Here is a 24,738-nt window from a genome sequence, read left to right as displayed (position 1 = left end):
CTAGACATAATATTAGTGTCAATTGGTGCTATTTTAGGAGCTAATTTGAGGTTTTTAATTTATAGAAAACTTGAAAAAATACAATTAAAAAAAGATTTAATAATTTTATTAATTAATATTTTTTCTTCGTTTTTGCTTGGGTTGTTTTTCTCGATTTTACCAGATATTAGCTTTGCAACGGATTATTATCAATTTGGCTTATTTTTTTCAATCGGTTTTATTGGAAGCTTAAGCACTTTTTCTACGTTCATTTATGATCTCTTTGAGCTTTTTACACAATCCAAATTTAATAGATCATTCAATATATTTATTATTTCCCTGACCATGGGAATGGCTGGTTTGGTATTTGGATTATTATTAGGGAAACAATAAATGATTGAACTTTTAAAAAAAAATAGTTTCTTTTTGATTTCGATTGGTGCTGTGCCTTCTGCAATAATACGATGGCAAATAGATAATATTCTTATAGTAAATATAATTGGATGTTTCCTATTAGGGTTTATTAATTCATTACCTATTGCAAAGAGATATAAATTAATTTTTGGATTTGGATTTTGTGGATCTTTAACTACTTTTAGTGGATGGTCTTTAAAATTAGTTCAATTAATAAATCAAGGTTTTTATAAACTATTTTTTTTTAATTCAATATTAATTGTGATATTTGGACTATTTAGTGTTGCAATAGGACATTTTCTTGCCAAGAAAATAATAAATTAGTTGAGTAACCTTTCTATTTCTTGTTTAATTTCAATACTTTCTGGCTCTATTGAACTTTTAAATCTTGCTACAGCGTCTCCTTTTCTATCAATTAGAAATTTCTCAAAGTTCCACTCAACGTCACCAGCAGGACTGACTTTATTCAGTGTTGAAAATGGTTCTGTTGTATTACCTTTTGCATGAATTTTTTGGAAAAGTTGAAAACTTGCTCCAAAAGATACTGAACAGAATTCTTTTATTTCTTCTAATTCGCCTGGTTCTTGGTTCCCAAAGTCATTGCAAGGAAAGCCTAAAACACGGAAGCCTTGTGATTCATAAGTGTCTTGAAGATTTTGAAGAGCTTTGTATTGCTTAGTAAATCCGCACTTGCTGGCTACATTGACAATCAATAAGACCTTTCCTTTGAAATGATCAAGAGTTATTTTTTGATTTTCGAAAGTGAAGACTTCAACTTTGCTGATATTTACGGACATGGATATGGGGGGGTAACAAAAATGGATGTTAGTCATAAAATAATAAAGGCTTGCTGCTCCGAAAATGGAAGAAAAATTAGGGGCATCTAGTGATACTCAATCTTTAGCAAATGGCAGTTTAGTTGCTGAGGCAGTTGCTCAGCAATTAGAAGCAATGCTTTCTGCAGGGAATTATGACGGTGTTAAATCACTGCTCACCCCTGTTCAGCCAGTCGATATAGCTCAAGCTATTGGTACTTTGCCTATGATTTTGCAAGCTTTAGCGTTTAGGCTGCTAAATAAAAATGAAGCGATTGAGGTTTATGAATATTTAGATCCATTAGTTCAACAAAATCTTTTAGATCGCCTTAGATCAAATGAAGTACTCGACTTGGTGGAGGAGATGTCTCCTGATGATCGTGTCCGTCTTTTTGATGAGTTGCCTGCAAAAGTAGTTAGGCGTTTGCTTTCAGAACTAAGTCCTGAAGAAAGACGCGTAACTGCTCAACTGTTGGGGTATGAATCTGAAACAGCTGGCAGATTGATGACCACGGAATTTATAGATCTTAAAGAATTTCTTAGCGTCTCTCAAGCATTGAAATTAGTCCGACAAAGAGCCAAGTTTTCCGAAACTATTTATAGCCTTTATGTAACTGATAAAGAAAGGCATCTAACCGGAATTTTGTCTTTGAGGGACTTAGTGGTGGCTGATCCTGAATCTCTAATTGGAGAGGTTATGACAAGAGAGGTTGTAAATGTCCGAACAGATACTGATCAAGAAGAGGTTGCAAGAGCAATTCAAAGATATGATTTTTTAGCTCTACCAGTAGTCGACCTTGAAAAAAGACTAGTGGGTATTGTTACTGTGGATGATGTTATAGATGTTATTGAGCAAGAGGCTACAAGGGATATTTATGCAGCTGGTGCAGTTCAAGCAGGAGACGAGGATGATTATTTTCAAAGTAATTTATTTGTCGTAGCTAGACGTCGCATTGTATGGCTTGCTGTTTTGGTTTTGGCTAATGGATTAACAACTCAAGTGATCGCAAGGAATGATGAGGTTCTAAAACAAGTAGTTTTGTTGGCTGCTTTTATCCCATTACTTATTGGTGCAGGGGGTAATGTCGGGGCACAAAGCTCAACGGTTGTTATTCGAGGTTTGAGTACTCAACGAATACAACGACTTGGCCTATTCAGAGCAATTGCGCGTGAAGCATTAGCAGGATGTTTGCTAGGTATTTTGATGGCTGTATTTGTTGTACCTTTTGCTTGGTGGCAAGGTGAGGGACCTTTGGTTGCAACAGCTGTGGGTATAAGTTTGATGTCTATTACAACCTTGGCTGCAACTGCTGGAGCCTCATTACCATTGCTTTTTGATCGCATGGGATTAGACCCTGCGTTAATGTCAGCTCCTTTTATAACTACAGCTACTGATGTTGCAGGAGTATTGATTTATTTGAAAACAGCTTCTTGGCTCCTCGGAAGTCTGGCGTAGAAGCCGAATGAGTGTTTTTACTCAAAGTGAGGAAAGCCGAGCTCTACTTAATTGATCTTTACAATTCTTAGTAGTAAGCTTTACAAAACTCAACAAACTTATGACAACGGCAGTAGAGGTTCCTCAGATCAGTAATTCATCTGCTGTAAATACTGCTAGGTCACTATCGGATATTGACTTAGTTCGTTCCTATTTGAGAGATATTGGAAGAGTACCTTTGTTGTCTCATGAGCAAGAGATAACTCTAGGTAGACAGGTGCAAGATTTAATGATTCTAGAGTCTATTGAATCTCAACTTCAAAGTGATCTTGGAGAAAAGCCGGATATTGATTTATTTGCTGAAAAAGCTGGAATATCAGTAAATCAATTGAGAAAAAAGTTGAAAAGCGGAAGGAGAGCAAAAGAACGAATGGTTGCTGCAAACCTTCGATTGGTTGTAAGTGTTGCTAAGAAATATACAAAAAGGAATATGGAATTATTAGATCTAATACAAGAAGGAACTATTGGTTTAGTTCGAGGAGTTGAAAAATTTGATCCAACTCGCGGATATAAATTCTCAACTTATGCATACTGGTGGATTCGCCAGGGAATTACTCGCGCTATTGCCGAAAAAAGTAGATCCATAAGACTTCCTATCCACATCACAGAAATGCTAAATAAATTAAAAAAAGGTCAGAGAGAACTTAGTCAAGAACTTTCCAGAACTCCAACTATAAAAGAGTTGTCTGATTATGTTGATATGCCTGAAGAAGATGTTAAAGATTTAATGAGTAGAGCTGGACAGCCAGTTAGCTTGGAAACAAAAATTGGTGATGGTGAAGATACTATTCTGTTAGATTTACTTTCTAATGAAATTGATATGCCCTCTGAGCAAATAGAGAGTGATTGTATGAAAGGCGATTTGGAGACTTTGCTTGAGCAATTACCTGAACTGCAAAATCGTGTTTTGAGAATGCGTTATGGCATGGATGGTGATGATCCAATGAGCCTTACAGGTATTGGTAGAGTTCTTGGTATTAGCAGAGATAGAGTAAGAAATTTAGAAAGGGATGGATTGAGAGGTCTTAGAAAAGCAGGTGAATCAGTCGTGGCCTATATGGCATCTTGAATAATTTTTTTTATAATCGGATTAACTTTTTCAGGCATTTCATCGTGAGGACAATGACCAGCGTTTGGAATTATTTTTAAACTTTTTACGCATTCAAAAGAATCAAACCATTTTTTTGCCTCTAGTACAGGCTCCCATGGATCTTTTTCTCCCCATATTAAATGAACGGGTTTGCTTAAATCTTTCAGTAAATCTGGGGCGAGATAATCATCAAATAAATTAATAAACCCTCGAAAAGCTTCTGGTGCTCCTAACCTTTGAGTTGGTTTAAAAAGTATATCTATCAATTCTTCATCAATATTTCCACCACTTGGATAAGCTACTTCTAAAATTTTACTAATAAAATTTGGATTAGCTGCATTTTTGAAAAGGTTTGAGCTTAAAAATCTTTGTCTTACTAATGTTTTTATGACTGGTCTTAGAAAGCGCATTAATAAGGATTGCTCGACTAATCTTTTATCATCCATTGTTCTCTGAGCGCAATCAATTAATATTATCCCTAAGCATTTTTTCGATAATTTTTTTGATGTATTTAATGCAATAACTCCGCCAATCGAATTTCCTATTAATAAGACAGGTCTTTTAACTATTTCGTTACAGAAATCAAAAACTTGTTGACTCCAATTATCGAAACAGTAATTAAAATTTTTAGACGTTTTTTTCTCATACAATAGCTGTGAATCTGGTTGACTGCTGTCTCCAAATCCTATTAAATCTAATGCATAGCATGGTGCTATGGAGCTCAAATTTTTTTGATTGAATCTCCAATGATCTTTGCATGCTCCAAAACCATGAATTAAAACGATTGCTATGTCGGTATTATTTTTTTCCTCCTCAACTTGCCATGCAATTTGATAATTCTCCCAATTCCAGAATTGCTTCATAATTTTATAGAAGAACATAAATTATTTTTATTTAAAGGCATATCTTTGGTAAAGTAAATTATTTTTATTTATATTATTATATTAAATAGTTCTTTAAAAAGTTTTAATTTGTATAGATAAAAATCATGATATTATTTAATAAATTTTTTCTAAAAATATTGATTAATTTTGATGGATATAATTGATTTTTCTCAAGATATCCAAAAGATACTTCTTTTATGGTTTAGTGAAAATGGAAGACATTGGATACCTTGGAAATTAAAGAAAGATGGTTCCATTCCAAATCAGGGCGAAAGGCTACCGCCGTATGAAATTTGGATTGCAGAGGTAATGCTTCAGCAAACTCAGTTGAAGGTGGTCATTCCTTACTGGGAAAAATGGATGGAGACTTTCCCTTATTTGAGTCATCTTGCAGAGGCTGATTTACAGAATGTCCTTTTGATATGGCAGGGTCTAGGCTATTACTCTCGTGCAAAACGAATACATCAATCTTCAAAAATTTTACTTGAATATATTGGGAAAAATAGAGTTTATGACCCATACTCTTGGCCTATTGGAATAGATGAATGGATGGCTCTTCCAGGGATTGGTAGAAGTACTGCAGGCAGTATTATTTCATCTGCTTTTGATTTACCTGCTCCAATATTAGATGGAAATGTAAAAAGAATTTTTTCTAGGTTGTTAGCAAGTGAACAAACATCCAGAAAATATGAGAAAAAATTATGGGAACTTAGCGCTGTGTTGCTTTCAGTTGATCGTCCTAGGGATTTCAATCAAGCTTTGATGGATTTTGGATCAATTGTATGTACGCCTCAAAAACCAAATTGTTCTTTTTGCCCTCTCAAAAAGTTTTGTATTGCTTATATAAAGTACGATCCAAAAGACTTTCCAAAAAGAGAGATGAAAAAAATAAATCCTTTGCAAGAAATAGGGATTGGTCTTGTTTTTAACGAAGATGGAGAATTACTTATTGATCAGCGTCTAGAAAATTCTAGTATGGGAGGAATGTGGGAGTTTCCAGGAGGGAAAAAAACTCCTGACGAATCTATAGAGCAGACTATTGAGAGAGAAATACAAGAGGAACTTGGAATTTTTGTAAAAGTTGGAGCAAAGCTTTTATCTTTTGAGCACGCATATTCCCATATGAAACTTTATTTTACTGTTCACTTATGTGAATGGAAATCAGGTTTGCCTAAACCTTTAGCTAGTCAAAACTTGCTTTGGGTTTCTCCAGAAAAACTTTGGAATTTTCCTTTTCCTGCTGCAAATACTAAAATTATTTCTGAGTTACACAAACATCTTGGTATAGGAAATAAATAACTTTAAATCACTGATAATAAATTTATATATAAATAAGCAAAAATGAAATCTGCCAATGTAATAGCAATAGGAGAAGCTTTGATAGATCGACTTGGTCCTCCTGGAGGAGATCCTTCTGTCGATATGCCAGTAATTGATTGTTTTGGTGGTGCTCCGGCTAATGTCGCTTGTGGATTAAGTCGTTTGGGAGCAAATGTTTCTTTTGTTGGATCTCTTGGAAATGATATTTTTGGTGAAAACTTTAAGAGTTTATTAATTCGTAGAGGAATAAATACAGCTGGACTACAGCAAGATAATTTACGCCCTACAAGGGTTGTATTGGTTCGAAGAGATAATTTTGGAGAAAGATTTTTTGAGGGATTTGATGGAGACAGAGGAATGGGATTTGCCGATCAAGCGATATCACGTGATCAGATTATCAATGACTGGCCTGCAGTTGCAGAAAATACCAAGTGGTTAGTTATTGGAACTATTCCACTCGCCTCAGAAATCTCATCTAAAGCTCTTTTATGGTGTATTGAAAATGCTTTGTATTCAGGAATAAAGATTGCTCTGGATTTAAATTGGCGCCCAACTTTTTGGCGAAACAAAGTTTCTAATGTATTGGAACCTTCTATTAAAGAAAAAAATGAAATAATTTCTATTTTAAAAAACGTTTCATTAATAAAACTTGCGAAAGAGGAGGCAGAATATTTTTTTAATACTTCTAATCCAATTGAAGTCTCACTATCTTTGACTAATAGACCATCTGTAATTATTACTGATGGATCAAATCCTATTTCTTGGTTAATCAACAATCATATTGGTAAATCATTACCGATGGCTCTCTCCAATGTAGTGGATACTACTGGAGCTGGAGATGCATTTATGGCAGGATTAATTTATAAACTCTTATCTGTTGAGTTGGACAAAATAAGTAAACAAATGGCTGAAGAAATAATTCAATTTGCTATTGCATGTGGTGCACATGTATGCAAAGGAGCAGGAGCAATAGATCCACAACCTTACATAGAAGATATTGATAAATTACTATCCTTTTCCAATGGAGGGATGAGCTGAAAAAACCGGGATTTATTTTCAGAACAATATTCTAATTTCCCTCTCCAGGCATCATTCATTGGTAAAGATAATCTTTCTGGCCATTCAACTACCATTAATGCACCCATGGCTTTGGCTTCTTCTTCTTCTTGTAGAAAAAATTCATTTGCTGTACTTGGTTCATCAATTCGATAAAGATCTAGATGAATTAATGGAGGGGACCCCAATGGATAATGTTGGGATAAAGGAAAAGTGGGAGAAGTTATTGGTTCTTTAATTTTTAAACTTTTTGCAATTCCTTTAACTAATGTGGTCTTTCCAGCTCCAAGTGGACCATTTAAAAGGAGAATTCTTATTTTTGGAAATTTTTTTGTTAATCTTGAACCTAATGACATTGTTGATTCAGGTTTCTCTAAAGTCCAGCAGAAATTATTTGTTTGCTGTTTAAACGAATTAAAAACCTCGAATTTTTCTTCAGAATCTTTTTTCACAATCTCCCATAAAGTTTAAATTCATGTTTGCAGCAACCAAATCAAATCTCAACAGTATTGATAAAAATGCTGATTATATAGTTAACGATATATCAGAGGCCGAGTTCGGACGCAAAGAACTTTCCATAGCTGAAACGGAAATGCCAGGACTAATGGCATTGAGAAAAAAATACAGATCGGAAAAGCCATTAAAAGGAGCTTTTATTGCTGGGAGTCTTCATATGACTATTCAAACAGGAGTCCTTATTGAGACCTTGGTTGAGCTTGGTGCAGAAGTGAGATGGGCTTCTTGTAATATTTTCTCTACTCAAGATCATGCAGCAGCAGCGATAGCAAAATCAGGTGTTTCAGTCTTTGCTAAGAAGGGTGAAACACTTGATGAATACTGGCAATATACGCATAAGATTTTTGAATGGGGTGATGGGAAATTTGCGAATATGATTCTTGATGATGGAGGTGATGCGACTGGATTAGTTGTTTTGGGGAGTAAAGCTGAAGAGGATATATCAGTCCTTGATAATCCTTCAAATGAAGAGGAAATAGCATTATTCGCTTCTATTAAGAAAAAACTTTCTCAAGATCCCACTTTTTACTCCAAAGCTAAATCTTTTATAAAGGGGGTTACTGAGGAAACTACAACCGGCGTTGCTCGTCTATATCAAATGGAAAAAAGTGGAGAACTAGTATTTCCTGCAATTAATGTAAATGATTCCGTTACCAAAAGTAAGTTTGACAACCTTTATGGTTGCAGGGAATCACTGGTCGACGGGATTAAAAGAGCCACAGATGTAATGGTAGCCGGAAAGGTTGCGCTTGTTATGGGGTATGGAGATGTTGGGAAAGGATCTGCTCAATCTTTGAGAGGTTTAGGGGCTACAGTGATGATTTCGGAGATAGATCCAATATGTGCTCTTCAAGCAGCAATGGAAGGTTTTAGAGTCGTTAGACTTGATGAAGTGGTTGAAGATGTTGATATTTTTGTTACTGCGACTGGAAACTTTCAAGTTATTTGTCATGACGATTTGATTAGGATGAAAAATGAGGCGATAGTTTGTAATATTGGCCATTTTGATAATGAAATAGAAGTTTCTTCTTTAAAGTCTTATGAGTGGGAAAATATCAAACCTCAAGTTGATCACATCACTCTTCCAAGCGGCAACAAGATTATTCTTTTAGCAGAGGGAAGATTAGTTAACCTTGGATGTGCGACTGGTCATCCTAGTTTTGTAATGAGTAATTCCTTTACTAATCAAGTATTAGCTCAAATTGAATTATTTAAATATGGAGTTAAATATTTGAATAAAGTTTATGTTTTGCCAAAGCATTTAGATGAAATGGTTGCCATTCTTCACTTAGAGAAGATAGGAGCAAAGTTAACTAAGTTAACTGAAAAACAAGCCCAATATATCAACGTTCCAATTGAAGGTCCTTATAAAACAGAACATTATCGCTACTAACGTTATTTAAACTATTCAAAAGAAAATGGAAATCTCAGAATTTATATCTTCTCTACCAGTACTAATAGGAAATGCAGTCGAAGCTAATCAATGGATAGGGTATGGAGCAATTTTATTGGCAATGTTTTTAGAAAATTTAATTCCACCAATTCCTTCGGAATTAATAATGCCACTTGGTGGCTATTATGTGCACCAAGGCCAATTAGATTTTTTACCAGTTGTTTTAGCAGGTTTAGTAGGAACTGTAATAGGGGCTTTGCCTTGGTATGGAATTGGAAGATTAGTTAATGAAGAGAGAATTGAACAATGGCTTGAAAAAAATGGACGTTGGATTGGAATTAACCCTCAAGATCTTGCTCGAAGTCGTAAATGGTTTAATAAGTATGGAGTATCTTTGGTTTTTTGGGGAAGATTAGTACCAGGAATACGAACTTTGATTTCAGTACCTGCAGGGGTGGAGTTGATGCCCATCACACCCTTTCTCATTTGGACTACTGCAGGCAGCATGATTTGGACTTTGTTCTTAACAATTACAGGTTTTTATTTAGGAGATAGTTATAGAAATATTGAAAAATGGATTAGTCCTTTTTCCAGTGTATTTAAGACAATGATTATTTTAATTATATTTTTAGCTTTTATAATTTTGATTTATAAGACTCTCCGTAAACTAATTATCAATTAAAAAGAGTATTTAAAAAGGGATTTCGTCATTATTGGGTTGCTGATTAAATGAATTGTTTCTTTGGAAATTACTATTTTCTGAATCTCTTTTTGAACCTAATAAGTCAAGGCGATCAACTCTAACTACTGGTTTGTTTCTATCTTCTCCTGTATTTCGATCCTTCCAACTATCCAATTTAAAGCTTCCAGTTATACCGATTAAAGAACCTTTTTTTACATAATCTGCTGCAACTTGAGCTTGCTTGCCCCAAATTTCAAGATTAAACCAATCTGGTTCATCATCTCGATTTCTTCTATTTACAGCCATTGTGAGATTCGCTACTACTGTTCCAGATTCAAAATATCGAACTTCAGGATCTCTTCCTGCTCTGCCTACAAGAGTGACTGAATTTATTGCCATTATTGCCTCTTTTGTTTATTGGTTGGTAAATAATGTACTTATCTTAGTTCAACTCTCTTTATGATTGCTCAAATGATTGAAATCCGTGTTTTTTAACCGTTTCAAATTTTCCCGGGATATTGGGATTGATTTAGGTACAGCTAATACCTTGATTTATGTTTCTGGCAAGGGAATAGTACTTCAAGAACCTTCAGTCGTAGCAATGGACTTAGAGGAGGGTGTTCCTTTAGCTGTAGGCAATGATGCAAAACTAATGTTAGGTCGGACACCCGGTAATATTCGCGCCGTCAGGCCTCTGAGGGATGGTGTTATTGCAGATTTTGATGCAGCCGAACAAATGTTGAAGACATTTATTCAAAAGTGTAATGAGGGCCGCGGGATTATTGCTCCTCGATTAGTTGTTGGTATTCCTAGTGGAGTTACTGGTGTAGAGAGGCGCGCAGTTCGAGAAGCTGGTCTTGCTGGTGCTAGAGAGGTACATTTGATTGATGAACCTGTAGCTGCTGCAATTGGAGCATCTTTGCCAGTGACAGAGCCTATTGGGACAATGATTGTTGATATTGGTGGTGGCACCACGGAAGTAGCTGTTCTAAGTCTTGGTGGAACAGTATTAAGTGAATCTGTCAGAGTTGCGGGTGATGAAATTAATGAGTCTATAGCTATGTTTTTGAAGAAAGTACATAATTTAGTCGTTGGTGAAAGAACAGCTGAAGAGATAAAAATTAAAATTGGATCAGCTTTTCCATCTAATGAATTTGATTTGCTCTCTATAGATGTAAGGGGTTTGCATTTACTTTCTGGTTTGCCTCGTTCTATAAATTTAAAAGCAGGTGATTTACGTGAAGCAATGTCTGAGCCTTTAAATAAGATTGTTGATGCTGTCAAAAGAACATTAGAGAGAACTCCTCCTGAGCTTGCTGCAGATATTGTTGATAGAGGGATAATGCTTGCAGGTGGAGGGGCATTAGTTAGAGGAATTAGCGATCTTTTAAGTCACGAAACAGGCATTTTTACTCACGTTGCTGAGGATCCCTTGTTATGCGTAGTAAATGGATGCGGTAAGGTTTTAGACGAATTTAAAACAATGCGAAGAGTTTTAGACACCCCTGATTTTGCTAGAAATGTAATTAGAGATTAAACAATGATTAAAGCCCGACGAAACATAGGGTTTCATTTGTTTTTTAAAAGTGGGTTTTGGGGAATATTTTTACTGTGCTCTTTAATATTTGGTATTCGTTGGACAAAAGGAGCAGGGTATTTAGATTTCTACTCTCTTCTAGTTAAACCAATCTTGCCTGGTAAATCACAAAAAGAGTGGATTCAAGAGGGACATAATATTGAAAAAAATATTCGATTGAAATTACTTGAAGAGGATAATGTTCGTTTAAGAAGAGCGCTGTCTTTAAAAGAGTTTAATACCGATAAAAGAGTTTCAGCAGCAGTCGTTTCTAGATCTTCTAAAAGTTGGTGGCAACAGCTTGAAATTAATAAGGGAGCAAAAGATGGGATTTCGAAAGGACAAGCCGTTATTGGCCCAGGAGGTTTAATTGGCTTAATAGATAGCACAACCCTTTTTACAGCAAGAGTTAGGTTGCTTACTGATCCTGGACATCAAGTAGGGGCTTGGATTGGTCGAACTAAGCGTCATGGCATTTTGACTGGTATGGGTACAAATAGACCAAAACTAATTTTTTTAAATAAAAATAGTTTGGCTAATGTTGGAGATGCTGTAACTACATCTCCAGCCAGTACATTATTGCCCCCAAATTTAATAGTAGGAATTGTTCAATTTGTTGATGAAAAAGCTCTACCTGCGCCATACGCAATAGTTCAGTTAACTGCATCTCCTGAGGCTATTGATTGGGTTCAAGTTTTTAAAAATAATGATTAGAAATAAAAAAAAAATATTAATATTTTTCACTTCAATCTGTTTACCAGCTTTGATAGTTATATCTCCAGATTGGCTTAAAATAAATGGAATATCTCCATGCTGGCCTGTCATTTTTTTATTGCCATTTTCTCTTGAGAATAGACCTTGGAGAGCTGTTATTGCTTCTATTTTTTTGGGATTTTATATGGACTCATTTATAATTAGTGAGGTTTCTTATATCCCCTCTTTGTTAATCTTATCTTTATTTTGGAGTCAATATGGTTTACGTCATAAGAAGATCGAATTATTTCTAGGTCTTGGTTTAATGGCTATCTTTGGAACTGCTTTGGTTGATATATCTATTTGGATTCAAAAAATAATATTACATAGTGTTTTGAGAAATAATTGGTTTCACTCTTGGTCAATTTATGTGTTGATATCCAATGCGATAATTACTGGATTAGTTGCCCCATTCTTTTCATCTTGGCTTCTCATTGCTTATAAAAAAAACTAATGAGAAAGTTTTTAAATCTTAAAAAATAGAATAAATACTTATTTATTAGTGGGGACTGAATCACTTAAATTAGCAAAATTAACAATTTACATAGCTCGAAGATGATATCTTCATTTAACAAAGAGCCCTTTTTGACATAAGATTTTGATGGCCCTGTCACTAAGGCAACAACTAATCTCATGACCTGTATTTTGGTTGTAGATGATGAACCAGCAGTATTGAAAGTCTTGGTTACAAGGCTAAATCTTGCTGGCTATCAGGTTTTATCTGCACAGGATGGAGAGCAAGCACTCGAAGTTTTTCACAAAGAAGCACCAGATTTGGTTGTACTTGATGTAATGCTTCCAAAGATGGATGGCTTTGCAGTTTGTAGAAGAATAAGAGCAGAATCTTGTGTACCAATAATATTCTTGACTGCGCTTGAGGCGATTTCTGAGAGAGTTGCGGGCTTGGATTTAGGAGCAGATGATTACTTAGCTAAGCCATTTAGTCCAAAAGAGCTAGAGGCAAGAATTGCTACGATATTGAGAAGAGTTGGACCTGCGCCAACTGTTGATGAGCCTAGAGAGGTGCCATCGGGGCAAGGGGTAATGAAGCTTGGTGATCTTGTGGTAGATACCAATAGAAGGCAAGTAAGTAGAGGAGGGGAAAGAATAGGCCTAACTTACACTGAGTTTAGTTTACTTGAATTGCTTTTTCGTGACCCTGGTCGTGTAGTCCCAAGAGCAGAAATTCTTGAACAACTATGGGGGTATCCACCGAGAAGAGCGGCAGATTTAAGAGTAGTAGATGTTTATGTAGCTCGTTTAAGAGGCAAACTGGAACCAGATCCAAGAAATCCAGAGCTAATTTTAACCGTTAGGGGTATTGGCTATGCTTCTCAAAGAATGGGAGAATTTCCTACTGCTATTGCCAGTTAGAGATTAATAGTTAAATATTGATAGGTTTTCTTTAAATCTCGTTCTTGCCGTATGTATGAATCGCCTTGTCTGAATTAAGAGATACCCGCCTTGAAAAGGCAAAAGCACTTCAAAGCATTGGAAAAGGTCCTTATGGTTTGAATTTCAGACCTAGTCACACTGCCATTGTTTTACAGAAAAAATATGAGGACTTACCAAAAGGTGAAGAAAATAAAGATGAAGTTTCAATTGCTGGCCGTGTAACTTCTCGCAGAGTGATGGGAAAGCTTGCTTTTTTTACCCTTTCCGATGAAACAGGAACAATTCAACTTTTTTTAGAAAAGGCCACGTTAAATCAATATGAAAATTGCCCGAACGAAGAAAAAAATTTTGAAAATCTTACCTCCCTCGTTGACTCAGGGGATTGGATAGGTGTTAGTGGAATATTAAGAAGAACTGATAGAGGTGAACTTTCCATAAAGGTTTTAGAATGGACAGTGCTGTCTAAATCTCTTCAACCTCTACCAGACAAATGGCATGGACTTGCAGATGTAGAGAAGCGATATAGACAAAGATATTTAGATTTAATTGTTAATCCGAATACAAGAAAAACTTTTAAAACTAGGGCTTTATTGGTTAGTTCAATTCGAAGATGGCTAGATGAAAAAGACTTTCTAGAAATCGAGACACCAGTTCTACAGTCTGAGTCTGGTGGGGCTGATGCAAGGCCTTTTATTACTCATCACAACACACTTGATTTGCCTTTGTATTTGAGGATTGCAACAGAATTACATCTAAAAAGATTGGTGGTCGGAGGATTCCAAAGAGTTTATGAATTAGGAAGAATTTTTAGAAATGAGGGAATTAGCACTCGTCATAATCCAGAATTTACATCCGTGGAAATTTATGAGGCTTTTGCAGATTATTTTGACATGATGGACTTAACAGAAAAATTACTTTCTTCAGTTTGCGAAAAGATTTGTGGATCGACCAAAATTATCTATCAACAGGAAGAAATAGATCTTAAACCTCCTTGGAGAAGGGCCACTATGCACCAATTAGTTCAAGAGTTTACTGGAATTGACTTTAATGTCTTTGGAGACAAAGTTTTAGATGCTAAAGCTGCAATGCTTCGTGAAGGGCTTCAAGTGCCAGATAAGGCTAATAGTGTAGGGAGACTTTTAAATGAAGCTTTTGAGCAAGTCGTTGAGCCAAAGCTTGTCCAACCAACATTTGTTCTTGATTACCCAATTGAGATTTCTCCATTAGCTAGAAAACATAGAACTAAGAAAGGCTTGGTTGAAAGATTTGAACTTTTCATTGTGGGAAGAGAGACTGCTAATGCCTTTAGTGAATTAATCGATCCAATAGATCAAAAAGAACGTTTACTTTTGCAGCAAGAAAAAAAAGATGCAGGAGACCTTGAAGCACATAGCATAGATGAAGATTTTATTAATGCTCTTGAGGTCGGGATGCCTCCAACAGGAGGACTTGGAATAGGAATTGATAGGTTCGTCATGTTATTAACTGACAGTCCTTCAATAAGGGATGTAATAGCTTTTCCATTGCTAAGGCCAGAATCAAATTTAAAACAAACTGGAAAGTGACCCTTCACAGTGGATAATAGGCGAGTAAGAATTTTGTTCAGATGAGTGGCGAGAGAGTTGGATTTCGATTCAAACACGCAGATGCGGTTGTGAAGCGAAATCCCCAGGGGCGTTCAAGACGCGGCTGGGTAATGGAACCTGTTGAGCAAACGACAAGTAGGGGCACAAAAATGCCTGCTTATCGAATTAGATGGAGAGATAGTGAACGACCTGAAATTGTTTTACAACACATGCTAATTGCTGACCCAGATCCAACTCCTCCTCCTGAAAATGTTAGCTTGGATCCTTCTTGATAAATATTTTAAAAGTAATAATATTTATATGAATTTTGATTAGGAAAATATTTAATATTTGCAATGTTATAAACGTTTGAGAGCGTTAGCTGCATCTCTCTTGGAGTCATTTATTTTCTCTCGATCTCTTTTGTCATGAAGCTTTCTGCCTTTCCCAACCCCTATCTTTAATTTAATCCAAGAGCCTTTTAGGTAAAGATTTAAGGGTATTAGTGCTAATCCTTTTCTATCTATATAGACTTTTAATTTCTCGATTTCTTTTTTATGTGCAAGAAGTTTTTTGATACGTAGAGGTTCATGGTTGAAGAATTTACCTGCATGGTTATGTGGTGATATATGTACATTATGAAGTTGAATTTGATTTTTTTTAATTAGACAAAAACCATCTTTTAAGTTTACTTTCCCTGCTCTAATTGATTTAACTTCGGTTCCAAGCAGCTCTAAACCAGTTTCAAGTGTCTCTAGGATTTCGTACTCATATCTGGCTTGTCGATTTTCAGCTAAGCGACGATTTCCATCAATTGATGAATTTTTTTTGGATTTTTTTTTTCCTTTTTTGCTCATTTTTCTATTTAGCTCCATTTTTGTTGAGATGCCACTAACCTTCATTCATGGCAATTGTGTCTTCAACTACTAATGATTCTTCTCTTCCTAATGATAAGAGAGAAGAAAGATTGGTTGGTTCAAGTCTTTTAAAGGAGGAGAAAAAATTCTCGAAGCTAGATTCATTCAGACCTAAATATTTTAAAGATTTTATCGGACAAACAGAATTGAAGAAAGTTCTTAGTATTTCAGTCAAAGCAGCATTATCTAGAGGAGAAGCACTTGATCATTTGATGCTCTATGGACCACCTGGGCTTGGGAAAACTACTATGGCTTTAGTTATTGCTGAGGAATTAGGGGTCAAAGCTAGGGTTACAAGTGCACCTGCATTGGAAAGACCACGTGACATTGTTGGATTATTGATAAATTTGAAACCGCGTGAATTAATTTTTGTTGATGAGATTCATAGACTTAATCGAATTTCACAGGAACTTTTGTATCCAGCGATGGAAGATAGAAGGTTGGATCTAACAGTAGGTAAAGGTGCTTCTTCGAGAATGAGATCGATCGAAATTCCTCCCTTCACCTTGGTTGGTGCTACTACTAAGCCAGCTGCTTTGAGTTCTCCAATGCGAGATCGCTTTGGGATTACACAAAGATTAGATTTTTATAACTATTTCGATCTAGAAAATATTATTAAAAGATCTTCAAGTTTGATGAATTTATCAATTACAGAAGATGCATCTAAGCAATTGGCTAGAAGGAGTAGAGGAACACCCAGAATTGCTAATAGACTTATAAGACGAGTTAGAGATTTTGCAGAAGTTTATTCTTCCTCAAACTTAATTGATGTAAAAGTTGTGAACGATTCACTTGATTTGTATCGCGTAGATCAAAGAGGATTAGATGCTACTGATAGATCTTATCTGGGCCTATTAGTGAATGACTATGGAGGAGGACCAGTAGGAGTTGAAACTTTAGCAGCTGCGCTTAGGGAAGATGTAACTACTCTTGAAACTGTCGTTGAGCCATACTTAATGCAAATTGGCTTTTTACAAAGAACCTCTAGAGGCAGGGTCGTTACTCCTGCAGCTGAAAAACATTACTTGTTAACTTCATCCAAAAAGATAGATAAATGAGCAAAAAAAGTATCGGTAAAGCTTTCATTTTATTTTTTACAGTGAGTTTTTTGATATTTAAACCTTTGGCAATTCAGGCTGAGGAACTTCCTGAATTTTTATTTGAGAAAGCCCTTCAAGAAAGTAAAGATGGTGATTTTATTCAAGCTGAAAAAGATTGGAATTTATTTTTAAATAGAAATCCCAATGATGCGGCTGCTCTGAGTAACAGAGGTAATATTCTTCTTGCTCTTGGAGATCCGGAAGGTGCCATTAGAGATCAGAGCAAAGCTATAGAAATTTCTCCTAATGATTTGGACCCATACTTAAATCGTGGAATTGCGGAGGAAGCCTTGAAGCTTTGGGAGGAGGCTAGTAGTGATTACAACTACATTTTAAAGAAGAATCCTAAAGATGTTTCAGCTCTATATAACCTAGGCAACGTTATGGGATCTATGGATAATTGGATTGAAGCGAAGAGATTGTTTTCTAAAGCTGCTTCTTCAAACAATGGAGTTGCGATGGCTAAGTCGAGTGAGGCACTGGCAATCTATCAATTAGATGATCTAGAACTTGCAGAAAAAAAAATTCGAATATTAATTCGTAAATACCCATTATTCGCAGATGCAAGAGCAGCACTTACAGCGCTTCTATGGCGAAAAGGTTTTATAGGTGAAGCTGAAAGTAATTGGGCAGCAACGGCTGGACTAGATATAAGATACCGTGACAAAAAATGGCTGTTGAATATTCGCCGCTGGCCTCCAGGTCCGACAAATGATTTGATCTCATTTCTTGCTTTAGAGGATAAATGAAGGATTTAGGCGAAAAAATACATGTCTCTTCTAAAGAGATACTGCCTGATTTGATTGAATTACGGCGTCATCTTCATGCTCATCCTGAGCTAAGTGGTCAGGAATATCAAACTGCTGCTTTAGTTGCAGGGGAGCTTAGAAAATCAGGTTGGGAAGTCAAAGAAGCAGTTGGTAGGACTGGAGTAGTTGCTGAAATGGGGCAGAAAAACAGACCAGTTGTTGCCTTAAGAGTTGATATGGATGCCTTGCCAATAGAGGAGAGAACAGGTTTAGATTACACCTCTTCAATACAAGGCTTGATGCATGCATGTGGACATGATCTGCATACTTGTATCGGTTTGGGAGTGGCAAAAGTTTTAGCAAACAAAAAATTTACAAATTCAAGAATCCGAATTATTTTTCAACCTGCTGAAGAGATTGCTAAAGGAGCCAATTGGATGAGAGCTGAAAAGGTTCTTGAAGATGTAAAAGCTTTATTTGGCGTGCATGTTTATCCTGATTTGTCAGTTGGGAAAATCGGAATAAAAAGTGGTACTTTTACTGCCGCCGCTGCTGAATTGGAGATAGATATTATTGGTCAAGGAGGGCATGGAGCCAGGCCTCATGAAGGCGTTGACTCCATTTGGGTCGCTGCAAAAGTTATTAGTGGAATTCAAGAGGCTATTAGTAGACGTTTAGATGCGCTTAAACCAGTAGTTATTAGTTTTGGAAAAATTTCAGGTGGAAATGCTTTTAATGTTATTGCTGAGAGGGTAAAACTTTTAGGAACAGTAAGGTGTCTTGATAGTAATTTATATGAACAATTGCCTCAATGGATTGAGAAAATAGTAAAAAATATCGCTTCTAATTACGGAGCTGAAGTACATATGAATTTTAAGTCGATCGCACCTCCAGTCTATAACGATCCAGAGTTGACTAATTTATTATCTTCTTGTGCGAAGACCTTTATCGATGAAGAAAATATTGTTTATTTAGAAAATCCTTCATTAGGAGCTGAAGATTTTGCTTTCTATTTGCAAGATGTTCCAGGAACAATGTTTCGCTTGGGAGTGGCTGGAGAGAAAGGTTGCGCTCCATTGCATAGCAGTTATTTTTCTTTGGATGAAAGAAGCCTTGAATTAGGAATAAAAATTTTGTCTCAAGCGATAATTATGTCTACTGAAAGTTCTTAAAACATTTAGTTGATTTATTTCTATGAAAAGACTAGGTAACCCTCTCATTTCGATTTCAGCACCTTTGCTTATTTTATTAGCAATCACAGGATTTTTACATAGAGAGGGCAAAGATAAAATTCAAGCGATACCTGCTTTAGTAGTTGGAGGTGGATTGGTTGTGAATGGAACAGTTAGAAGACTTAGAAGGAGAAGAATGTTACTTCAAGAAATCAAAAAAGATATGAATGAATAAAAATTTTAATGAGCAAAGTTTTTATCAATAAAAACTTTAGGGTTTAGTTCGCTATTTCGAGCTAATTTGTATGTATCACTAGGGGTGCCATATCGCTTTGCTTTATGGCTGAGATCACACCCTCTGAACCTGATCTGGTTTGAACCAGCGTAAGGAAAGTGAAATCTTGTGATCTTTTGCATATTGCTCCCTTGGTTTATTCAATAGCTTTTTAGTTCATGCGTAATTCATGGGTTGCTTCTAGAAAAGGTAAAACTAATGTTTCTCAGATGCATTTTGCTCGCAAAGGCGAAATCACTGAGGAAATGATTTATGTGGCAAAACGTGAGAATCTTCCAGAGTCTTTAGTTATGGAAGAGGTCGCGCGAGGTCGGATGATTATTCCTGCAAATATTAACCATACGAACTTAGAACCCATGGCAATAGGTATTGCCTCCAAATGTAAAGTCAACGCAAACATTGGCGCTTCGCCAAATGCAAGTGATGTAAATGAAGAATTAAAGAAGCTTGAATTAGCAGTTAAGTATGGAGCAGATACTCTTATGGATCTTTCAACTGGAGGGGTTAATTTAGATGAAGTAAGAACTGCAATTATTAATGCCTCCCCTATCCCTATTGGGACAGTGCCTGTTTATCAAGCATTAGAAAGTGTTCATGGCTCTATTTCAAGGCTAACTGAGGATGATTTTTTACACATAATAGAAAAGCATTGTCAGCAAGGTGTTGATTATCAAACTATTCATGCAGGCTTATTGATTGAACATTTACCCAAAGTTAAAGGTCGGATTACGGGCATAGTTAGTCGAGGAGGGGGAATACTTGCTCAATGGATGCTTTATCACTACAAGCAAAACCCTTTGTTTACTCGTTTTGATGATATTTGTGAAATATTTAAACGATATGATTGCACTTTTTCTTTAGGAGATTCATTAAGACCTGGTTGCTTGCATGATGCCTCAGATGAAGCACAACTAGCTGAATTGAAAACCCTTGGTGAATTAACTAGACGTGCTTGGGAGCATGATGTTCAAGTTATGGTCGAAGGGCCTGGTCATGTACCTATGGATCAAATTGAATTTAATGTTAGGAAGCAAATGGAGGAGTGTTCTGAAGCTCCTTTTTATGTTCTAGGTCCATTAGTAACAGATATATCTCCAGGCTATGACCATATTTCAAGTGCCATTGGTGCGGCGATGGCAGGTTGGTATGGAACCGCGATGCTTTGTTATGTAACGCCTAAGGAGCATCTTGGTTTACCAAATCCTGAGGATGTGAGGGAAGGATTAATTGCTTATAAAATTGCTGCACATGCTGCAGATGTCGCGAGACATAGATCAGGAGCTCGTGATCGAGATGACGAACTGAGTAAGGCTAGAAAAGAATTTGACTGGAATAAACAGTTTGAATTATCTCTGGATCCAGAGAGAGCTAAGCAATATCATGACGAAACATTGCCTGAAGAAATTTTCAAGAAGGCAGAATTTTGTTCAATGTGTGGTCCTAATCATTGTCCAATGAATACAAAAATATCAGATGAAGATCTGGATAAATTGGATAATCAAATCAAGTTAAAAGGTGCAGCAGAATTAACACCTCTTAAGTTAAACAAAGAAAATTAGTTCTTTGTTTAACTTAGTTATATTTCGATTAATTGATGGTAGTTAAATTGAATATTATTTATTGAGAAGATTTCTAGATTTTTCTAGTACGTTCTCAACTGTAAATCCAAATTTCTCCAAACATATTCCTCCTGGAGCTGATGCTCCAAAGCTATTCATAGTAACGCTGTCACCATCAAGTCCAATGTATTTATGCCATCCAAAGCTTTCTGCAGCTTCAACTACTAGGCGTTTTCTGATGTTAGAAGGTAAAACTTCTTCTTTATAACTTTCGCTTTGTTCTTCGAAAAGTTCTACACATGGCATAGAAACAACGCGCACTTTTTTACCTTCTGAAGTTAGTTTTTTCGCTGCTTGCACGCATAAATCAAGTTCAGTACCAGTACCAATCAGTATTAGATCAGGATTACCATCGCAATCTTCAAGTACGTATCCACCTAAAGCAACTTTTTCTACTGATGAATTTTGCTGATTGGCCATGCCCTGTCTACTTAGGCATAAAGAACTTGGTCTTTTACGATTTTTAATTGCAACTTTATATGCTCCACTAGTTTCATTGCCATCTCCTGGACGGAAAACCAGCATATTTGGCATTGCTCTTAATGATGGAATGGTTTCTATTGGTTGATGTGTTGGTCCATCCTCGCCAACACCTATAGAATCGTGAGTTAAAACATAAATAACACCTAGCTCACTTAGCGCGGAAAGACGCATCGAACCTCGCATGTAGTCAGCGAAAACTAAAAAGGTTCCACCATATGGGATTAGACCACTATCGTGGTATGCAATACCATTCAAGATGGCTGCCATAGCATGTTCTCTTACGCCAAAATGTAAATAACGTTTTTCAGGACTTTCATATTGAAAAGACCCAGTCTCACCTTTGATATCTGTGTAATTTGAATGAGTTAAATCCGCAGAACCCCCTATTAATTCAGGAACATTAGGTCCCAAAGCACCTAAACATATTTGAGAATGTTTTCTTGTAGCAAGGCCCTTGTCATCCGCTGTATATTTAGGCAAATCTTTGTCCCAGCCTTGAGGGAGCTCCCCTCGAAGCATTCGTTCAAATTCAGATGCTTCATTAGGATACTTTTCTCTGTAATCAGCAAGTGTTTGATTCCAGTCTGACTCAAGTTGGGCTCCTCTCTCAATAGCTTGACGGTATTGGTCGTATACATCTTGAGGAATTTTAAAAGGTTCATGTGACCAACCAAGTTCTTTTCTTGTAAGTTCTGCTTCTTCTGCTCCAAGAGCTGCTCCATGTACCCCAGCTGTATCACTTTTATTTGGAGATCCGAATCCAATGGTTGTAGTAATTTTTATAATTGATGGCTTATCGGTAATTGCTTTTGCTTTTTCTATAGCTTTAGAAATGCCTTCGACATCTGTATTTCCTTCAGGTATTTCTTGAACATGCCAACCATAAGCTTCATATCTTTTTAATACATCTTCTGTAAAAGATACATCTGTTCTGCCATCAATTGTGATGCTGTTGTCATCGTATAGAGCGATTAATTTTCCAAGCTTTAGATGACCAGCAAGAGAACAGGCTTCTGAAGCTATTCCTTCTTGATTGCATCCATCACCCATAATTACGTATGTGTAATGATCTACAACTGTTGAATCAGGCTTATTGAATTTGGCTGATAAATGCGCTTCTGCTATTGCGAGTCCCACTGCATTTGAAATTCCAGCTCCCAATGGTCCAGCAGTTACTTCTACTCCTGGTGTCTCGAAAGTTTCTGGATGACCAGGAGTTTTAGCACCCCATTGTCGAAATTGTTTTATGTCCTCCATCGTTACAGAGTCATAGCCAGTTAAATGCAAAAGGGCATACAACAACATGCACCCATGTCCAGCAGAAAGAACGAATCTGTCTCGGTTAAACCATTTTGGATTTTTTGGATTATGACGAAGATGTTTGTCCCATAATGCGTAACCCATAGGTGCACACCCCATGGGAAGCCCTGGGTGACCACTATTTGATTTATTAACTGCGTCAACTGCGAGCATTCTGATGCTATTGATGCATAGCGTGTCTAGAGAATTAGTCAGAGCAACCATTTTTATTTAGTGGAAAGATTTTTGAGTGGACAATTAAGACGAAATTGATTAGATCATTTGTCTAAAAGCTAGACAGACATTGTGACCGCCAAACCCGAAAGAGTTAGATAGTACGACGCCTAATCTCTTTTCTCTTGCTTTGTTGGGAACATAATCAAGATCACAATTTGGGTCGGGATTGGAATAGTTAATTGTTGGCGGAATTATTTCATGTTTTATTGCTAAAACACAAGCAACGGCTTCTATTCCTCCTGAACCTCCCAATAAATGACCAGTCATTGATTTTGTTGAGCTAGTGGGAACTTGGTATGCATGATTCCCTAATGCAGTTTTAATTGCCGAAGTTTCATTACTGTCATTTGCTGGAGTACTTGTTCCATGAGCATTGATGTAATCGACTTGATCAGGATTGATTTTTCCATCATTTAATGCAAGTTTCATGGCTTCTGCACCTCCTAGTCCACCTGGGGTAGGAGATGTGATGTGATGAGCATCACATGTGGTTCCATAACCAATTATTTCTGCATGTATTGTTGCGTCTCTTTTTAATGCATGGTCAAGAGTTTCTAAAATTAATACTCCAGCTCCTTCTCCAATTACGAACCCATCTCTTTGAGAATCAAATGGTCTACTAGCTGTAGATGGATCTTCATTTCTAAAAGATAGCGCCTTAGCACTTGCAAAACCTGCAACTCCTAAAGGCGTGATACTTGCTTCCGCTCCACCGCAAACCATTGCGTCGGCTTTACCTAATTGCAAAAGTCTAAAAGCATCACCAATTGCATTTGATCCCGCAGCACAAGCAGTTGAAACTGCTGAACTTGGCCCTTTGGCACCCAGTGCAATCGCAGCAAGGCCTGTAGCCATGTTGGGGATCATCATGGGAACAGTAAATGGACTAACTCGACTAGCTCCTTTGTTGTTCAAAACATGAGCTTGAGTTTCCATAGTCAGCAAACCGCCAACTCCAGAACCAATAATTACTCCAATTCTTGCAGAATTTGAATCGTCAATCTTTAGACCTGAATTTCTCAGGGCTTCTTTAGCTGCGATAACACCAAATTTTGAGAAACGATCCCATCTTTTGGATTCTTTTGGTTCTAATTTGCCAGTTGGGTCAAAACTTTTCACCTCTGCTGCAAATCTGCATGCATGAGATGATGCATCAAAGAGTGTTATTTGATCTACCCCATTGCGCCCATTTTGAAGCCCTTCGAGGTAACTTTCGAGGTCGTTGCCAATTGGTGTTATGGCTCCAAGACCAGTAATAACAACTCGATGGAGTTTCTCCATCATGTAAACCTCAAGACTGTTTGTCTTCGATGTATTTGACTGCATCTCCGACAGTGGCAATGCCTTCTGCAGCCTCGTCAGGGATCTCTATGTCAAATGCTTCTTCGAGAGCCATGACTAGTTCGACAGTGTCGAGAGAGTCGGCTCCGAGATCGTTTTGGAAATTTGATTCCGGTTTTACTTCACCGGCTTCAACGCTAAGTTGTTCTGCGACGATAGAACGAACTTTTTCAAGGATTGCTTCCTGGGACATAACCTTTTAGACCTGACTTCCAATCCTACGGGGTCAAGTGTCGAGTTAACAAAAGTGACGGCATTGCAACTATTTTTTTTTATGTAGCGAAACGTAGGTATAGTTTTATACATCAAGGAAATATGGGTTAGAAATTTGTCACACGCCGTCAAAATCTACGACACCTGTATTGGCTGCACCCAATGCGTAAGGGCTTGTCCTTTAGATGTTCTTGAAATGGTCCCCTGGGATGGCTGTAAGGCTTCTCAGATAGCTTCATCTCCAAGGACAGAAGATTGTGTTGGATGTAAACGTTGTGAAACGGCTTGCCCAACAGATTTCCTTAGTATCAGGGTTTATTTAGGAGATGAAACAACTAGAAGTATGGGTTTGGCATATTAAATAAAATTATTATTATTCT

At 36.8% G+C, this 24,738-nt stretch carries 28 protein-coding genes and 1 riboswitch; of the genes, 20 read left to right on the top strand and 8 right to left on the bottom strand.

Annotated elements, in window-relative coordinates; all coding sequences use genetic code 11:
• The first annotated feature begins 15 nt into the window (after window positions 1–15).
• Together DNJ73_RS09055 and DNJ73_RS09050 are read left to right on the top strand one after the other, a co-directional pair.
• Complete coding sequence (locus DNJ73_RS09055) at window positions 16–372, top strand: fluoride efflux transporter FluC (protein ID WP_261792598.1); 357 nt, start codon at window positions 16–18, stop codon at window positions 370–372.
• Window positions 373–717, top strand: coding sequence for a fluoride efflux transporter FluC (locus DNJ73_RS09050; protein WP_158467384.1), 345 nt, complete (start codon window positions 373–375; stop codon window positions 715–717).
• Here the strand turns inward: DNJ73_RS09050 and DNJ73_RS09045 are convergent.
• Entirely contained in the window at window positions 714–1,190 is a 477-nt protein-coding gene (locus DNJ73_RS09045; RefSeq protein WP_158467383.1) for a glutathione peroxidase, read from the bottom strand. The genes DNJ73_RS09050 and DNJ73_RS09045 overlap by 4 nt on opposite strands.
• A gap of 64 nt (window positions 1,191–1,254) precedes the next feature.
• Between DNJ73_RS09045 and mgtE the strand changes: the two genes are divergently transcribed.
• Together mgtE and DNJ73_RS09035 are read left to right on the top strand one after the other, a co-directional pair.
• The gene (mgtE, locus tag DNJ73_RS09040) at window positions 1,255–2,664 is read left to right on the top strand and encodes a magnesium transporter (RefSeq protein WP_158467382.1); all 1,410 of its coding nucleotides are present in this window, start codon (window positions 1,255–1,257) and stop codon (window positions 2,662–2,664) included.
• A gap of 100 nt (window positions 2,665–2,764) precedes the next feature.
• On the top strand, window positions 2,765–3,772 hold the full coding sequence (locus tag DNJ73_RS09035; RefSeq protein ID WP_158467381.1) for an RpoD/SigA family RNA polymerase sigma factor: 1,008 nt from the start codon (window positions 2,765–2,767) through the stop codon (window positions 3,770–3,772).
• Here the strand turns inward: DNJ73_RS09035 and DNJ73_RS09030 are convergent.
• A complete protein-coding gene (locus tag DNJ73_RS09030) occupies window positions 3,757–4,656 on the bottom strand; it encodes an alpha/beta fold hydrolase (protein ID WP_158467380.1) in 900 nt (299 codons plus the stop codon). The genes DNJ73_RS09035 and DNJ73_RS09030 overlap by 16 nt on opposite strands.
• A 171-nt stretch (window positions 4,657–4,827) precedes the next feature.
• Here DNJ73_RS09030 and DNJ73_RS09025 point away from each other — a divergent pair, with 171 nt between their 5' ends.
• Together DNJ73_RS09025 and DNJ73_RS09020 are read left to right on the top strand one after the other, a co-directional pair.
• Window positions 4,828–5,976 (top strand): A/G-specific adenine glycosylase, encoded by a 1,149-nt coding sequence (locus DNJ73_RS09025; RefSeq protein WP_158467379.1) that lies wholly within the window; start codon window positions 4,828–4,830, stop codon window positions 5,974–5,976.
• 42 nt (window positions 5,977–6,018) lie between these two features.
• A complete protein-coding gene (locus DNJ73_RS09020) occupies window positions 6,019–7,035 on the top strand; it encodes a carbohydrate kinase family protein (protein WP_158467378.1) in 1,017 nt (338 codons plus the stop codon).
• On the opposite strand, the gene tsaE is transcribed toward DNJ73_RS09020, so the two are convergent.
• Window positions 6,981–7,505 carry a tRNA (adenosine(37)-N6)-threonylcarbamoyltransferase complex ATPase subunit type 1 TsaE gene (gene tsaE / locus DNJ73_RS09015; RefSeq protein WP_158467377.1) on the bottom strand — a complete coding sequence of 175 codons (525 nt, stop codon included), beginning with the start codon at window positions 7,503–7,505 and terminating at the stop codon, window positions 6,981–6,983. The two genes, DNJ73_RS09020 and tsaE, sit on opposite strands and share 55 nt — an antisense overlap.
• A gap of 23 nt (window positions 7,506–7,528) precedes the next feature.
• Here tsaE and ahcY point away from each other — a divergent pair, with 23 nt between their 5' ends.
• Both ahcY and DNJ73_RS09005 read left to right on the top strand, forming a co-directional pair.
• Window positions 7,529–8,962 (top strand): adenosylhomocysteinase, encoded by a 1,434-nt coding sequence (gene ahcY, locus DNJ73_RS09010; protein ID WP_158467376.1) that lies wholly within the window; start codon window positions 7,529–7,531, stop codon window positions 8,960–8,962.
• Window positions 8,963–8,987: 25 nt separating this feature from the next.
• Window positions 8,988–9,644 carry a DedA family protein gene (locus DNJ73_RS09005; RefSeq protein WP_158467375.1) on the top strand — a complete coding sequence of 219 codons (657 nt, stop codon included), beginning with the start codon at window positions 8,988–8,990 and terminating at the stop codon, window positions 9,642–9,644.
• A gap of 9 nt (window positions 9,645–9,653) precedes the next feature.
• On the opposite strand, the gene DNJ73_RS09000 is transcribed toward DNJ73_RS09005, so the two are convergent.
• The gene (locus DNJ73_RS09000) at window positions 9,654–10,043 is read right to left on the bottom strand and encodes a single-stranded DNA-binding protein (protein ID WP_158467374.1); all 390 of its coding nucleotides are present in this window, start codon (window positions 10,041–10,043) and stop codon (window positions 9,654–9,656) included.
• 85 nt (window positions 10,044–10,128) lie between these two features.
• Here DNJ73_RS09000 and DNJ73_RS08995 point away from each other — a divergent pair, with 85 nt between their 5' ends.
• From DNJ73_RS08995 to DNJ73_RS08970, 6 genes are all read left to right on the top strand, one after another.
• A complete protein-coding gene (locus DNJ73_RS08995; protein ID WP_158467373.1) occupies window positions 10,129–11,181 on the top strand; it encodes a rod shape-determining protein in 1,053 nt (350 codons plus the stop codon).
• A 3-nt stretch (window positions 11,182–11,184) separates the two neighbouring features.
• Window positions 11,185–11,934 carry a rod shape-determining protein MreC gene (gene mreC, locus DNJ73_RS08990; protein ID WP_158467372.1) on the top strand — a complete coding sequence of 250 codons (750 nt, stop codon included), beginning with the start codon at window positions 11,185–11,187 and terminating at the stop codon, window positions 11,932–11,934.
• The gene (locus tag DNJ73_RS08985; protein WP_158467371.1) at window positions 11,927–12,427 is read left to right on the top strand and encodes a hypothetical protein; all 501 of its coding nucleotides are present in this window, start codon (window positions 11,927–11,929) and stop codon (window positions 12,425–12,427) included. The genes mreC and DNJ73_RS08985 overlap by 8 nt, the downstream gene beginning before the upstream one ends.
• Before the next feature lie 179 nt (window positions 12,428–12,606).
• Window positions 12,607–13,347 (top strand): response regulator transcription factor RpaB, encoded by a 741-nt coding sequence (gene rpaB, locus DNJ73_RS08980; protein WP_158467370.1) that lies wholly within the window; start codon window positions 12,607–12,609, stop codon window positions 13,345–13,347.
• 65 nt (window positions 13,348–13,412) lie between these two features.
• On the top strand, window positions 13,413–14,933 hold the full coding sequence (gene lysS, locus DNJ73_RS08975; RefSeq protein WP_158467369.1) for a lysine--tRNA ligase: 1,521 nt from the start codon (window positions 13,413–13,415) through the stop codon (window positions 14,931–14,933).
• Between the two features lie 41 nt (window positions 14,934–14,974).
• On the top strand, window positions 14,975–15,226 hold the full coding sequence (locus tag DNJ73_RS08970; RefSeq protein WP_158467368.1) for a hypothetical protein: 252 nt from the start codon (window positions 14,975–14,977) through the stop codon (window positions 15,224–15,226).
• A 66-nt stretch (window positions 15,227–15,292) separates the two neighbouring features.
• On the opposite strand, the gene smpB is transcribed toward DNJ73_RS08970, so the two are convergent.
• Window positions 15,293–15,790, bottom strand: coding sequence for an SsrA-binding protein SmpB (gene smpB, locus DNJ73_RS08965; RefSeq protein ID WP_158467367.1), 498 nt, complete (start codon window positions 15,788–15,790; stop codon window positions 15,293–15,295).
• Between the two features lie 47 nt (window positions 15,791–15,837).
• Here smpB and ruvB point away from each other — a divergent pair, with 47 nt between their 5' ends.
• The 5 genes from ruvB to thiC all read left to right on the top strand — a co-directional run bounded on the left by ruvB (window position 15,838) and on the right by thiC (window position 20,725).
• Window positions 15,838–16,908, top strand: coding sequence for a Holliday junction branch migration DNA helicase RuvB (gene ruvB / locus DNJ73_RS08960; RefSeq protein WP_158467366.1), 1,071 nt, complete (start codon window positions 15,838–15,840; stop codon window positions 16,906–16,908).
• A complete protein-coding gene (locus tag DNJ73_RS08955) occupies window positions 16,905–17,699 on the top strand; it encodes a tetratricopeptide repeat protein (protein WP_158467365.1) in 795 nt (264 codons plus the stop codon). Before ruvB ends, DNJ73_RS08955 begins: the two co-directional genes overlap by 4 nt.
• A complete protein-coding gene (locus DNJ73_RS08950; protein ID WP_158467364.1) occupies window positions 17,696–18,871 on the top strand; it encodes an amidohydrolase in 1,176 nt (391 codons plus the stop codon). Before DNJ73_RS08955 ends, DNJ73_RS08950 begins: the two co-directional genes overlap by 4 nt.
• Before the next feature lie 22 nt (window positions 18,872–18,893).
• The gene (locus tag DNJ73_RS08945; RefSeq protein ID WP_158467363.1) at window positions 18,894–19,106 is read left to right on the top strand and encodes a DUF3188 domain-containing protein; all 213 of its coding nucleotides are present in this window, start codon (window positions 18,894–18,896) and stop codon (window positions 19,104–19,106) included.
• A gap of 70 nt (window positions 19,107–19,176) precedes the next feature.
• Window positions 19,177–19,280: riboswitch (TPP riboswitch) on the top strand.
• A gap of 44 nt (window positions 19,281–19,324) precedes the next feature.
• Window positions 19,325–20,725, top strand: coding sequence for a phosphomethylpyrimidine synthase ThiC (thiC, locus tag DNJ73_RS08940; protein ID WP_158467362.1), 1,401 nt, complete (start codon window positions 19,325–19,327; stop codon window positions 20,723–20,725).
• 54 nt (window positions 20,726–20,779) lie between these two features.
• On the opposite strand, the gene tkt is transcribed toward thiC, so the two are convergent.
• From tkt to acpP, 3 genes are read right to left on the bottom strand one after another with little or no spacing between them, the layout of a single operon-like run.
• Window positions 20,780–22,792, bottom strand: coding sequence for a transketolase (tkt, locus tag DNJ73_RS08935; RefSeq protein WP_158467361.1), 2,013 nt, complete (start codon window positions 22,790–22,792; stop codon window positions 20,780–20,782).
• A gap of 48 nt (window positions 22,793–22,840) precedes the next feature.
• A complete protein-coding gene (fabF, locus tag DNJ73_RS08930; RefSeq protein WP_158467411.1) occupies window positions 22,841–24,088 on the bottom strand; it encodes a beta-ketoacyl-ACP synthase II in 1,248 nt (415 codons plus the stop codon).
• Between the two features lie 7 nt (window positions 24,089–24,095).
• Window positions 24,096–24,338: an acyl carrier protein gene (gene acpP / locus DNJ73_RS08925; RefSeq protein WP_158467360.1), complete on the bottom strand. Its 243-nt coding sequence runs from the start codon at window positions 24,336–24,338 to the stop codon at window positions 24,096–24,098.
• A gap of 135 nt (window positions 24,339–24,473) precedes the next feature.
• Here acpP and psaC point away from each other — a divergent pair, with 135 nt between their 5' ends.
• The gene (psaC, locus tag DNJ73_RS08920; protein ID WP_011295528.1) at window positions 24,474–24,719 is read left to right on the top strand and encodes a photosystem I iron-sulfur center protein PsaC; all 246 of its coding nucleotides are present in this window, start codon (window positions 24,474–24,476) and stop codon (window positions 24,717–24,719) included.
• Window positions 24,720–24,738: the final 19 nt, after the last annotated feature.

The sequence above is a fragment of the Prochlorococcus marinus XMU1408 genome (assembly GCF_003208055.1).
Taxonomy (GTDB): Bacteria; Cyanobacteriota; Cyanobacteriia; order PCC-6307; family Cyanobiaceae; genus Prochlorococcus_B; species Prochlorococcus_B marinus_A.
The sequence above is the reverse complement of the archived record's forward strand: the minus strand, read 5'-3'. Positions and strand labels throughout refer to the sequence as shown.